The sequence below is a fragment of the Blastomonas sp. UPD001 genome, assembly GCF_003426715.1.
Lineage (GTDB): Bacteria > Pseudomonadota > Alphaproteobacteria > Sphingomonadales > Sphingomonadaceae > Blastomonas.
On sequence record NZ_QKVT01000026.1, the window covers coordinates 1 to 12,397 of the forward strand.

Consider the following 12,397-nt stretch of genomic DNA (forward strand, 5'->3'; position numbering starts at 1 on the left):
CGCCATTCTCAACTAGATTGTCGCGCGGTTCTCATCCTGATTGTCGCGCAGCAGCAACACCGAGGAGGAGAAGGCGGCGATCAAGGACGGCCGGATCCCGGAGACATGGAAGGCAAAGCCAGCCCGGCTCCGCCAGAAGGATCGCGATGCCCGCTGGAGCGTGAAGTATACCAAGGCCAAGGTGAAGGAGGGCGTCGATACCAAGTCGTTCAAGCCGGTCGACCTTGCCATCCCGATGTTCGGTTACAAGAACCACATCGGCATCGACCGGGCTCACGGGTTGATCCGCACCTGGGATGCCAGCGCCGCCAACGCCCATGACGGTGCCCGGTTGCCGGACCTGATCAGCACGAGCAACACCGGCTCGGGCGTCTGGGCCGACACCGCCTACCGGTCGAAGAAGAACGAAGCCTTCCTCAAGAGGGGCATGTTCAAGAGCCATATCCACCAGCGCAAGCCGAACCGCCGCGCCATGCCCGAGCGCATCGCCAAGGCCAATGCCAAGCGATCAGCCATCCGTTCGGCGGTCGAGCATGTCTTTGCCGGGCAGAAGCATCGCATGGGTCTGTTAGTCCGCACCATCGGCATTGCCCGCGCTCGCATCAAGATCGGCATGGCCAACCTCGCCTACAACTTCCAGAGGCTCGCCTGGCTCGAGGGGCGTACTGCGCCTGCTTGATCCGGAAATGGTCCAAAAGGCAGGCCAATCACCAGGAAATCTGCCGATCAAACCCAAGCACTGGCATAATCAGGGCCTCCAGCAGCAACTGGCCTGCGCAACACCCCAAAATCAAGCGGTTCTTCGAAGTGTCCAGGTGTATCCGGCTGATGTTGCGATGATCTTCCAGGTCGTTGGGCGCGGATGGCCAAGCAACAACCATTTGCCTGACGTCGCCTCGCGTCCTGCCCAGGAGATGCTCGATAGTGCCAAATGGCAGACCGTAAGCTGGCACCGAGGAACGATGGCAAGCTGTCGGCGCGCTTTGCTGCCATGCTTGTGCGGGTGGCCGACGGCCTGCCGCAGCGGATCGGTGATCTCGGACAACGGCATCGTCGCGGAGAACAGGTCTGGTTGGTTGAAGAGCACCGCTCCGCCGGTGAGTGCAAATACTACCTCAGCAATCTGCCCGCTGACACGTCACTCAAGAAGCTAGCTGGCGTCATCAAGGCCCGGTGGGCTCTGCAAACAGGCTCATCAGCAGCTCAAGGAAAAGCTTGGCCTTTACCACTTCGAGGGACGATTATGGCAGAGACTTCACGAACACGCCCTCATGAGCATGATCGCGTTAGCGTTCCTGCAAGACCTCCGCTTGAAAGCACCGGGTCGAAAAAAGGAGCCTGAAGCCGCCGCCGTCCTTGCCCCCCATAAGGCAGGCGATCCTAACCCAACTCAGCCAACCTCCACCGCCAACATGCCCGCACTGTCATAGAATATGACGACACATAACCCGCAGAAATCTGCCAAGGTAGTGCTAAACATATTGTAGCCAGAGTATCAGCTGTTTATCCCGCGATCCCATGCCATTGCGCGGATATGTCCTGCACGCGATCGGCTTCGAAACTGGCGACGGGATAGGCGCAGTAATCTGCGGCATAATACGCACTAGGGCGATAATTTCCAGAAGCGCCCGTCCCGCCGAACGGCATTGTACCCGATGCGCCGGTGGTCGGCCGGTTCCAGTTGATCACGCCCGCCCTTGCGCGGCGCAAGAATGCGTCCCATAATTGCGGGTCCTCACTCAACAGTCCTGCCGCAAGGCCGAAGCGGGTGGCGTTCGCCGCCTCGATCGCGGCATCGAAGCCTGCGACCCGGACGATCTGGAGCAGCGGCGCGAATATTTCCTCGTCGGGCACGGCCATGCCGCTGACGTCCAGCAAGCCGGGCGACACGAACGGCTCTGCGCGTCCTCGCGGCGGCGTCATTCGCCGCAGGATGCCCGCGCCGCCCGCTGCCAGCACGTCGGTCGCGGCGCGGGCACGCTGTGCGGCAGCGGCGTTGATCAGCGGGCCGATCGCTGGTTCGGGCAGGTCATCGCACGCGCCGATGCGGATGCGTTCGGCGAATGCAACGACCGCATCGACGATGGCATCGCCCGCGCGCCCTTCCCGCACGATCAGCCTGCGCGCGCAGCTGCACCTTTGGCCGGTCGAGACAAATGCCGACTGGCCGATGATCGAGCCCAGCGCATCGGGGTCGCCGTCCCAGGCGATCAGCGGATTGTTGCCGCCCAGTTCGAGCGCCAGGATGACGTCGGGGCGATCCGCGAACATCCTGCGCAGATACACTCCGGTCTGCGCCGAGCCGGTGAACGCCACCCCGTCGATGGCACCGGCGACCAGCGCGGCACCGGTTTCCCGGCCGCCCTGCACGACGGTCAGCACGCCATCGGGCAAGCCTGCTTCATGCCACAGCGCCGCCATCAGCGCGCCGGTGCCGGGAGCCTCCTCGGAAGGCTTGAAGACCACCGTATCGCCCGCCAGCAGCGCGGGCACGATATGGCCATTGGGTAGATGCGCGGGAAAATTGTAGGGGCCAAGCACGGCAAACACGCCGTGCGGACGATGGCGCAGGACGGCGCGACCGAACGCCATGGCCTGGCTGCGCTCTCCGGCGCGCTCGGCCTGCGCGGCGATCGATATCGCGATCTTGCTGACCACTGTGTCCGCCTCCTGCGCGGCCTCCCAGCGCGGTTTGCCGGTCTCGCGCGATATCATGGTGGCCAGCGCTTCGCGGTGCCCGGCGACGCGTTCGGCAAAAGCGCGGACGATCGCGATCCGTTCATGGAGCTGGGTATCCGACCAGCCGGGCAGCGCGGCGCGTGCGCGCTCTAGCGCAGTGGCAACCGCGTGCGCGTTTGCCACCTCGCCTTGCCACACCGGCTGGCCCGTCGCCGGATCGAACGAGGTCAGCACGGTGCTCATGCCACCGCCGGGCAGATCATCGCCATGCAGGTCGCGGCGATCCGCTCGACGATCATCTCCGCCTCCTCAGCAGACACTGTCAGCGGCGGCAGCAAGCGCACGATGTTGTCGCCACCGCCGGCCAGCAGCAACCCGTGCTGGCGAGCCGCCGCGATGAAGGCGCGGTTGTTGGGAGCGAGCTTCAGCCCGATCAGCAGTCCCTTGCCCCGAACATCGACGATGATGTCGGGATGCTGGCAGCGCAACGTCTCCAGTGCGGAGCGAAGCTGCTCTGACATCGCGCGCACATGCGCGAGCATGTCGGGATCGGCGATGATGTCGAATGCCGCGCCGGCCACCGCCATCGCCAGCGGGTTGCCGCCGAAGGTCGAGCCATGGCTGGCCGCGGTCATGCCCGATGCGGCGTCGGCGGTGGCAAGGCACGCACCCACCGGAAAGCCGCCGCCCAGCGCCTTGGCGATCGCCATGATATCGGGCGCGGCACCCTCGACCCATTGATGTGCAAACAGCCGTCCGGTGCGTCCCATGCCACACTGCACCTCGTCATGGATCAGCAGCACGCCATGGGCGCTGCACAGCTGCCGCAGCCGGAGCAGATCGGCATCGGCAAGCGCGCGCGCGCCGCCCTCGCCCTGCACCGGCTCGACAATCACCGCCGCCGTCGTCGGCCGCGCGACCGCAGCCGCCAGTCCGGCGCGATCGGCGATGTCGAAATGATCGAAGCCGGGCAGCAGCGGCCCGCATCCCTCAAGATAGGCCGGGTTGCCCGAGGCATTGATCGCAGCATAGGTGCGCCCGTGGAACGAGCCGTGAAAGCCGATGATGCCGCTCCGCTCGGGCGCGCCGCGCACGGCATGATAGCGACGTGCGGTCTTGATCGCGCATTCGACTGCTTCGGTGCCCGAATTGCAGAAAAAGGCGAGTTCGGCGAACGAGGCAGCCGTGAGCTTCGCACCAAGCTCCGCCTGACCGGGGATGCACAGCGCGTTGGAGACATGCCAGAGCGCGTGCGATTGCAGCGCCAAGGCATCGACCAGCGCTGGATGGCAATGGCCCAACGCGTTGGTGGCAATGCCGCCGATACAGTCGATCCAGGCGGTGCCATTCGCCTCGTACAGCCAGAGTCCCTTGCCCGATACCGGAACGACCGGGGCTGGTGCGTAGACAGGCATCACATGGCTGAGCATTCAGTGTCTCCGAGTTGGTGGGAGATGCTTGACACAAATGCATCCGCAGGCAAAACGAATGTTTCCAGATTGCATATGAGTAAATGGAATGAACGAGAGCAACCGCCGTCTGTTGCCGCCGATGGCGATGTTGCTGAGTTTTGCGGCAGCAGCGCGCGCAGGCAGTTTCTCGCGCGCCGCAGCGGAGCTTTCGCTGACCCAGGGTGCGGTCAGCCGTCAGGTCGCGGGGCTGGAACAATGGTTGGGGCACAGCCTTTTCGACCGGCACGGACGGCGCGTCACGCTGAACTCGCAGGGTCGTGCCTATGCCGATGCGGTTGCCCCGGCGCTGGCCGACATCCGCCGCGCGACCCGCAACGCCTTGTCGCCCGATGCTGAAAGGATGATCGAACTTGCGACCTTGCCCGGCTTCGGCATGCGCTGGCTGGCCCCGCGCCTGCCGCGCTTCAATGCCATCCATCCCGATATCCGCGTCAACCTGACCGCGCAGAACGAGGAGATCGATCTGCGCAGCTCCGAGTTCGATGCTGCGATCCATTTTGGCCACCCCGATCTACCCGGAGCCGAACATTACCTGTTGTTCCATGAGCGCGTCGTTCCGGTGCTGGCTCCGGCGCTGGCCGCGGCGGTGCAGGTACCGCGCGACCTGCTGGCGCTGCCGTTGCTGACCCTGCGCGGCCGCCCCGGGGCATGGGCGGACTGGTTTGCGCACGCCGGTATCAGGGATGCCGATGTGCGCGTGCGCGCTGCACACAGCCAGTTCCTGCTGCTCGCCCAGGAGGTGGCCGCAGAAGGAGGGGCTGCGCTGATCCCGAGTTTCCTCATCGAGGCCGAACTGGCCGCGGGCGTGCTGGTCCAGCCGTTTCCGGTCTATCTGCAAGGCGACCGGGGCTATTACCTCGTCCACCGGGCCGGCGCTGTCGGGGGGGCGCTCGGCCATCTGCGCGACTGGCTTCACCGCGAAGTCAGCAGGCCATTATGACCGGTCGTCCGGGCACAAGTCGATGGCAGGTTTCGGGCAATATCCACCAGATGACGCCGGCTGCCGCAAAGGCTGCTGCGGCAAGCGCCATCACCGCGCCCAGCCCGATCGCGGTGGCCAGCACGCCGCTGGCAAGCGGCACGACTAGGCTGGCGCAGCGACCCCATTGAAATATCGATGTGGCCGGACCGCGCAGATGCGGCGGATACAGCTCGGCTAGCCACGGCCCCAGGGTCACCACCGTGGCGAAGGCGCAGCCGAACATGAACGCGCTGATCTGGCGCACCCACAACGGCCCGGGCAGAAACAGGAAGAGCAGCACGAATACCGCCGACGCCAGCAGACCGAACCGCCCGGCGCGCCTGCCGAAATGATCGGCGGCCCAGCCCCATAGGAAACATCCCGCGATGCTGCCGCCATATTGCGCGGTCAGCGTCGCCGCGATCGCCGCGTCACCATAATGTTCGGTTTCGGTCATGAAGGTCGTGAGCCATCCGGAAAAAATCTGGTGGCCTGAAGCATTGAGCATGATCATCGTGATCAGGCCCAGGGTGCGGGCGCGCAGGCCCCGCGCAAACAGCGCAGCGGCGCCATGTGGCCGGGCTGCTGCCTTGTCGGGCGCAGGTGGCAATGCGATGCCCAGGCACGCCAGCATCAGCGCGAACAGGCACAGCGCGGGTGGCCAGAACATCAGCAGCCACTGGCCGGGCAGGAATGCGGCGCTGGCCCAGCCCAGCGCGATCACGGCGATGAAATAGGTGCCATCGACCAGGCTCGACAGGCGGCCACGCTGGCGCGCGGGAAACATGTCGACCACCAAGCCGACGGTGAGCGGAAACACCGCGCCCATGAACAGCCCAAGCACAAGGCGCTGCGCGATGAGCCCGGCCAGATCGTCGACCCCTGCGCCCGCCAGCAGCGCCGCGCCGCAGCCGCCGGTCACCAGCATCAGCGTGGCGCGCCGCCCGATCCGGTGTTCGATGCCGCCGGTCAGCAGCGCGCCCGCCAGCGCGCCGATCACCTGCGCCGAATAGGCAGAACCGGCCTCGGCCAGAGTCAGCCCGTAGAATGACCGGAAATAGGGGCGCAGGATGTCGCTGCTGCTCCACGCCCAGGCATAGAAAAACTGGAGCGCCAGCAGATAGCCGAAGGTGAGCGCACGCGCGCGGGAGGTCATGGGGGCAGTTTCCGTGTCGGGCGAGCGGGCGCGCCGGTCAGCCGCTATAGGCCTGGACGAGCACGCCGATCTCGTCGAACACCGTCCATTCCTCGACGATCAGCGGCCCGTCGAAGCGGAAGTGCGACGATCCCATCACCGCCACCGGACGCCCGGCGGGAACGTCGCCCAGCAGGCCGCCGGGGCGCGTGGTGCCCTCCAGGGTCCAGCGCACAGCGACGATCAGCCCGTCGGTCTCTTCGGACCAGCAGACGTTCTCGACACGCACCGTGCTGGTGGGCAGGCTGGCCAGCAGGCTGATGATCAGTGCGGACAGGTTGCGGCGGCCATGCGCGGTGCGTCCGCCCGCCCAATGCGCGATGATGCCCGGTGCGTAATGATCGGCCAGCCGGTCGAGCCGCCGCATGTTCCACAGCTGGCTGAAATGGTTTTCGATCCAGCCTTGCGGCGTATCGACCGGACCCTTGTATCCGGTGCGGATCGCCTGGCCTTCCAGCCGGGTGGGGACAGACAGCACCGGACTTTCCGGCGGCGGCGTCTCGGCCAGGCGGCGGGCGACGACATGCGGATCGAAGCCCATCTGGCGCACGGCAGCGCCGTTGTCGCGCATCAGCCATTCGGTGTGGATGCGGTTGTCGCGGGTGATGCAATCGGCCACGAAGAACCGCCCGAGGCGCCGTCCGGTCGCCGGGCCGAACATCGTCGGGCCGCTGTTGGTCGAATGCGCAAAGCCCAGATGCGAGGTGTAGAAGCCCTGCCGGTCGTCGCCGCTCCACGCTATGTTGAGATGATGCGATTCGCCGTCATGCGTGGCGTTGATGCCCTGCAACGTGGATACCACCACGTCCTCGACCGATCGCACGACGCCCATCGAGGAATAGACGACGCAGCTGGCGTCATAGGTATCGTAGATGCGGCCGATCCCCCGATCGACCCAGATTTGCTCGGTGATCCGCAGGATGTAATCGACGATATCGGTGAAATCGTCCTCGAAACCTTCCAGCGACTGGGTGCGGTCGCCGGTCGATCGGCGCAGTTCGGCGGTATGCCGATGCCGGATTTTCGTCACGACATCGCGTTCGGGCAGAACAAAGGGATAGCTGTTAGTTGCCATGAAGCCTCTCTTGCTTACGGATCGCCGGACGCTGGCCACCGGTCGCCGTCAGCCGTGCCCGGCATGCCGGTCCGGTCGCACACGGCGATCGGACCGGCCGGGACGCAGCTTATGACCCGGGGCGTTCAGAACCTAAAACCTGCCGCAATGCCCCAGGTACGCGGCACGGCATAGTTGACCAGCATCGCCCGCTGCGCCGCAAAGGCAGTGCGGGTGATGACCGCGCTATCCTCGACATTGTTGACGAACACTTGGAGACGAAAACGTTCGTCGGCAGTCTTGTAGGTCAGGCGCAGGTCGGTACGGGTAAAGGCGTCCTGCCGCCCCAGTTCGGGTGCGATCACCGAGAGCAAATAGTCGCTGCTGAAAAAGGCCTGCACTTCGGGGGTCAGCGATCCGGCCGACCCTAGATCGATACGGTGCGAGACACCCGCCTGCCAGGTATATTTAGGCTGGAAGGCTTCAGGCGACGACACCGTGGTGCCGTCGCGTAGCCGCCCGGCGATGACGTAGCGGAATTGCGGCACCCCGCCGACCACCACCTGGTTGCCGTCCGGCCCGAGCAGCGGAACGAAGCGATTGGGATCAGTGCGCACGTTCGGGAAGGGGGAACCCTGCAGCCCGTTCGTCTCGCCCGAATTGGGGACGCAACTCGTGCTCACGCCGCACAGGTTCTGCGCGCCGCCATTGGCGAACACGTTGAGCGGATAGTCCTGGAGTTTCGAATCAAGATAGTTGAACGCCAGATTGAACGTCCAGTCGGGATGCGGGCGGATCACTGCCTCGACTTCAACCCCATAGGCCCGGCTCTTGGCGACGTTGAATGTCTGAGCGACCACCGATGTCAGCGGATTTGCCGGATTGGGGATCGAGGATTGGGCCTGCAAATCGCTGAACTGGTTGAAGAAGGCTGCGGCATTCAGCGTCAGTTTGCCATCCATGAAGGTGTTCTTGGTGCCGATTTCATAGGCATCGACATATTCCGGATCGAACGTCAGCAATGTCTGAACGCCGCTGATCGACACCGGTGTCTGGTTGAAACCGCCCGAGTGGGCGCCGGTCGAGAAGCTGGCATAGACCAGGTTGTCGGGTGTGATTTTGTAGTCAATCGCGGCACGATAGGTCACGAAATCCTGGTTCGTCTTGCCGCAGACGAACTGGCGGGCGTTGGCAATCGATGCCGCATTGGCATTCGAATTGGGGGCCGCCGCGATGAAGCCGCCGCATTCGAAATCAACTGGCTGGTTGATGTCGAAAATATAGAAGGACGAGCCGGTGCCGCCTTGCGCGAAGTTCGAATTGATCGGAGCCATGAACCTTTTGCGGTCCTGAGTGTACCGAATGCCGCCGGTGATTGTCAGGCGGTCGTCGAACGTGTAGGACATCTGGCCATAACCGGCATAAGACTTAGTCCGGTTCTCGAAAGCGCTGAAGAAGTCGTTGAAAGTCGCGTTGCTGAACGGTGATCCGGCAGGTCGAAACTCAAGCCCGAAAAAGAAATAGGGCGTCGGGGTCAGCCGCACCGTATTGGTGACGTTGATCTCGGTAACCCGGTCATCATAATAGAAAGCGCCGGCGATCCACTGGAACGGGCTGCTGGTATCGTTGGACAGGATTTGCAGTTCCTGCGTAAAGGTCTGCGCTGCGCCCTTGATGATCGAAAAATCGAGTTGCACCGGCAGCAGGCTGTTGCCGGTCCGGGTATTCTTGAAATCGGTATAGCTGGTGATCGAACGCAGCCGCACTAGGCCTGCGTCGAAGTTGATCACGCCGCTGAACGCATATGTATCTGCCCGGCGGAAATTCTTGCCGGCAAAGTTCACGCGATAAGGGTCGGGATCGACCGCCACGCCCACATCGGCGCCGTTGATATCGGCAACGCCATCGCGAAACCGCGGATCGAACGGCACGCGCTGGCCGGTGAAGCTGGACCCGTTGAAGCCATTGGGGAAGGTGTAGTTTATGCCGTTGACGTTGATCGAGCCGCCCGGCGGCCTGATCAGCGAAGTATCCACCAGGGTGCCCAGCACCTTGTAGCCAAAGCCGCCCTGGCCAGCGCCGTCCTGCGCCAGATACGATCCCCGCAGCAAGATTTCGAGTCGGTCATCCATGCCCGATGGCGCAATCCGCAGTGCGCCGCGGATATACCATTGATCCTCATCGCCAAAATCATTGCCGAGCGGGTTAATGTTCTTCACATAGCCGTCGGCCTTTTCGTACATTCCCGAAAGCCGGAAGGCGACGCCTTCGGTTACCGGCAGGTTGATCGCACCATCAAGGCGCACCCGGTCATATCGCCCATAGATCGCATCGACAAAGCCTTCGAACCGGTCGGTCGGATTGGCCGAAAAAAAGGCGATGTTGCCGCCATAGCTATTGCGGCCATATAATGTTCCCTGCGGACCCTTCTGAACCTCGACCCGCGTCAGATCGACGATCGGCGGTATCTGGCTGGGGCGCGACTGGTAGATATCGTCGATATAGATCCCGAACCGGGGGTCGCTGTTGGGGCCCACGAACTCGGTATACGTGCCGCGGATGGCCGGGCGGAGATCGGCCCCTGAACGGCCCATGCGGATACCGGGGACCAGTTGTTCGAGCCGCTCGGCCGTGGTCACTGCCGCGTTGCGCAGCGTTTCGGAGGTGACCACCGAAACCGACAGCGGCACATCCTGGAGGCGCTCCTCGCGCCGCTGCGCGGTCACAATGATTTCTTCCGCCCTAGCACCGCCATCGGCATCCTCCTGCGCCAACGTGTCCTGCGCCAGCGCCGCAGGTACCCATGCGGCAGCGAGCGTGCAGCCGCCCAGCAGCAGCGCCTTCACGCCACGTGTCCGGTTGGTCTTTATCATGGTTAGCCCCTTTCGTCCCGAGTCCGATTGTCTAGATTTATTGCATTCGAATGCAACATCTGATGCAGAAAATGTCAACCCCTGATCGATCAGAGACATTAAAATGTCGCATTGACAGACCATGAAGCGGCGTTCTTGCCTGCGACCACGAAATCACAATATCGTGTTCCGTTGTTCAAATCGCCGCTGTAGCGCAGTCGATATTGCAGGTCCGGCGTGCCAGCGGACGCTCGCACGGGGCACCCGTACACCGTCAATGCGCAAGGGCGCCCGCTCAGCCCGGTTCGAGGCCTGTATCATCAGCGTCGCGGCGGGTTTCAAGCGCGGCCCTGGTCGCGTCATAGCTTTTGCGGGTTACGCGCAGCATGCCATAGAACACGCCGGCGATCAGGCCCGGAATGCTCGACAGCGCGAAGGCGGCGGCAAGCCCCATCAGCACCGGCTGCTCGACCTCGCCTGGCCTCGCGTTGGCGGGAAACGCGATATAGGTTAGCACCCATCCGGCCAGTGCGGTGCCCAGCGCCTGGTCGACCCGCGCGAAGAACGTCCGCGTGGCATAGAGCACGCCCTCCTGCCGCATGCCGTATTTCAGCTCGTTCTCGTCGGCGATATCGGCCAGCGCCGAGGTCACCGTGGTCACCATCAGGCTGTAGGGTAGATGCTGGAGCACCGAGAACGCGATCAGGATGTAGAGGATGCCTTCGGTCCGTGCCGACAGCACGCCGAAATAGCCCAGCGCCAGCGGCAAAGCGGGGCCGATGCTGTAGAGCAGCAGCGCCGCCATGCCCGTCCAGCGCTTGTCGAAGCGCGCATGAAGGCGCTTGACCGCAAAGGCGGCAAAGACATAGCCGCAAAAGCTGCCGATGACGAACAGGCTGATCTGGTTGTTGGTCAGCTCCCAGAAATAGGTCGCCGAATAGAGCCACAGCCCAAGCCGGATGCCTGTCATCATCGACAGGAAGAACATGCCGATTAGCAGCACCACATAGTTACGGTTGGTCAGCGCCCGCCCGATATCGCGAAACAGCTCGCGCGGGCTGAATCCCTGCTCGTCCTCGCCCGGCTGCGGCAGATAGGGAATGCGGTTGCGCGTCGACCAGCTCGAATAGGTAAGGATGAGCAGCACCAGCGCGGCCACCGTGGTGGAGAACAGCGGCCAGCGCGACGCATCGAGTGCGCCGTTGGGATATTCGGCGCTGGCGGCAAAGAATATGCGAAAGCACAGCAGCCAGCCCAGCGTATCGCCCATCCACAGACAGAAGGTGTTGTAAGACATCACGCTGGTGCGGCCCAGATAGCTGTCGGACAGCTCGCCACCAAGCGCCAGATGCGGGGTGTGGTAGAGCGTCATCGCCTGGAGCAGCAGCGTATTGGCGACGCCCAGCCACACCAGCTGGCCGACCGTGCCGATCTCGGGCGGATTGAACACCGCATAGAACAGCGCGGCGGCCGGCAGGATCGAGCCGAACATAAACGGATGACGCCGCCCCCAGCGGCTGCGGGTGCGGTCGGACCATGACCCCACCATCGGATCGAACACCGCGTTGACGATCAGCCCGGCGGCGAGCGCGATGCCGATATAGTGCGCGGGCAGCCCCTGCACCTGGTTGTAGAACAGCATCAGGAAGCTCGATGTGGTGGTAAACACCATGGCCTCGGCTGTGCTGCCCAGCCCATAGGAAATCTTGTCCCTGACCGTCAGCGGCGGCGCGTTCATGCGCGGCGGCGCGCGGGCGAGGGCAGTGGAGCCATGCCGGATCCGCCGGATGTGCAATATACAATCGATACCGTCACGGACCACCCTCCTGTCGAGCTAAAATTGTGCATGCGAAATCAATCTGCCGCAAGCGAAAATTGCGACGGCCTGTCTGGGGCGACTTTCCGCGCGGCAAGGCCTCGCGAAATTCGGATCGCCATGGCGTGTCAGCTTTGCGTATTACGGCAATACGCAGCAATGGCAGCAGCGCACAAGAACGACTTGACTGCGAATGCAGCAATGCTATTCGTGCGCCATGGAAACCGCATGCCCCGTCATCCGTCCGATCCGCCGCGAGGATACCGACGCCGTTCTGGCGCTGGCGGCCAAGGGTGGCGACGGGCTGACCAACCTGCCGCCCGATCGCGATGCCATCGACCAGCGCATTGCCGCTGCCGTGGCGGCAA

Annotated in this window: 8 protein-coding genes and 2 pseudogenes; 4 read left to right on the plus strand and 6 right to left on the minus strand. The window is 63.7% G+C overall.

The window, feature by feature from the left end; all coding sequences use genetic code 11:
• Nucleotides 1-46: 46 nt before the first annotated feature.
• Together DM995_RS17985 and DM995_RS22515 are read left to right on the plus strand one after the other, a co-directional pair.
• A pseudogene (locus tag DM995_RS17985) lies at nt 47-679 on the plus strand (transposase); the annotation flags it as partial.
• A 133-nt stretch (nt 680-812) separates the two neighbouring features.
• Nucleotides 813-1,430, plus strand: a pseudogene (locus tag DM995_RS22515) (transposase family protein); the annotation flags it as partial.
• Nucleotides 1,431-1,503: 73 nt separating this feature from the next.
• Here DM995_RS22515 and astD read toward each other — a convergent pair.
• Together astD and DM995_RS18000 are read right to left on the minus strand one after the other, a co-directional pair.
• Nucleotides 1,504-2,922 carry a succinylglutamate-semialdehyde dehydrogenase gene (astD, locus tag DM995_RS17995; RefSeq protein ID WP_116970588.1) on the minus strand — a complete coding sequence of 473 codons (1,419 nt, stop codon included), beginning with the start codon at nt 2,920-2,922 and terminating at the stop codon, nt 1,504-1,506.
• On the minus strand, nt 2,919-4,109 hold the full coding sequence (locus DM995_RS18000) for an aspartate aminotransferase family protein (RefSeq protein ID WP_116970589.1): 1,191 nt from the start codon (nt 4,107-4,109) through the stop codon (nt 2,919-2,921). Before DM995_RS18000 ends, astD begins: the two co-directional genes overlap by 4 nt.
• Before the next feature lie 88 nt (nt 4,110-4,197).
• Between DM995_RS18000 and DM995_RS18005 the strand changes: the two genes are divergently transcribed.
• Nucleotides 4,198-5,091 (plus strand): LysR substrate-binding domain-containing protein, encoded by an 894-nt coding sequence (locus tag DM995_RS18005; RefSeq protein ID WP_116970590.1) that lies wholly within the window; start codon nt 4,198-4,200, stop codon nt 5,089-5,091.
• Here DM995_RS18005 and DM995_RS18010 read toward each other — a convergent pair.
• The 4 genes from DM995_RS18010 to DM995_RS18025 form a co-directional block, all read right to left on the minus strand.
• Nucleotides 5,075-6,268 carry an MFS transporter gene (locus DM995_RS18010; RefSeq protein WP_116970591.1) on the minus strand — a complete coding sequence of 398 codons (1,194 nt, stop codon included), beginning with the start codon at nt 6,266-6,268 and terminating at the stop codon, nt 5,075-5,077. The two genes, DM995_RS18005 and DM995_RS18010, sit on opposite strands and share 17 nt — an antisense overlap.
• 37 nt (nt 6,269-6,305) lie before the next feature.
• On the minus strand, nt 6,306-7,382 hold the full coding sequence (locus DM995_RS18015) for a nuclear transport factor 2 family protein (protein ID WP_116970592.1): 1,077 nt from the start codon (nt 7,380-7,382) through the stop codon (nt 6,306-6,308).
• Nucleotides 7,383-7,507: 125 nt separating this feature from the next.
• Nucleotides 7,508-10,234 carry a TonB-dependent receptor gene (locus tag DM995_RS18020; RefSeq protein WP_198669467.1) on the minus strand — a complete coding sequence of 909 codons (2,727 nt, stop codon included), beginning with the start codon at nt 10,232-10,234 and terminating at the stop codon, nt 7,508-7,510.
• A gap of 274 nt (nt 10,235-10,508) precedes the next feature.
• The gene (locus DM995_RS18025; RefSeq protein ID WP_116970594.1) at nt 10,509-11,951 is read right to left on the minus strand and encodes an MFS transporter; all 1,443 of its coding nucleotides are present in this window, start codon (nt 11,949-11,951) and stop codon (nt 10,509-10,511) included.
• Between the two features lie 295 nt (nt 11,952-12,246).
• On the opposite strand from DM995_RS18025, the gene DM995_RS22820 reads away from it, so the two are divergent.
• Nucleotides 12,247-12,397 (plus strand): arginine N-succinyltransferase (locus DM995_RS22820; protein ID WP_198669468.1); only part of this gene is annotated, 151 nt, incomplete at its 3' end.

Excerpts from the sequence above, each read along its gene's own strand:
- astD (WP_116970588.1), bottom strand. The coding sequence starts at position 2,922 with ATGAGCACCGTGCTGACCTCGTTCGATCCGGCGACGGGCCAGCCGGTG.
- DM995_RS18000 (WP_116970589.1), bottom strand. The coding sequence starts at position 4,109 with ATGCTCAGCCATGTGATGCCTGTCTACGCACCAGCCCCGGTCGTTCCG.
- DM995_RS18005 (WP_116970590.1), top strand. The coding sequence starts at position 4,198 with ATGAACGAGAGCAACCGCCGTCTGTTGCCGCCGATGGCGATGTTGCTG.
- DM995_RS18010 (WP_116970591.1), bottom strand. The coding sequence starts at position 6,268 with ATGACCTCCCGCGCGCGTGCGCTCACCTTCGGCTATCTGCTGGCGCTC.
- DM995_RS18015 (WP_116970592.1), bottom strand. The coding sequence starts at position 7,382 with ATGGCAACTAACAGCTATCCCTTTGTTCTGCCCGAACGCGATGTCGTG.
- DM995_RS18020 (WP_198669467.1), bottom strand. The coding sequence starts at position 10,234 with ATGATAAAGACCAACCGGACACGTGGCGTGAAGGCGCTGCTGCTGGGC.
- DM995_RS18025 (WP_116970594.1), bottom strand. The coding sequence starts at position 11,951 with ATGAACGCGCCGCCGCTGACGGTCAGGGACAAGATTTCCTATGGGCTG.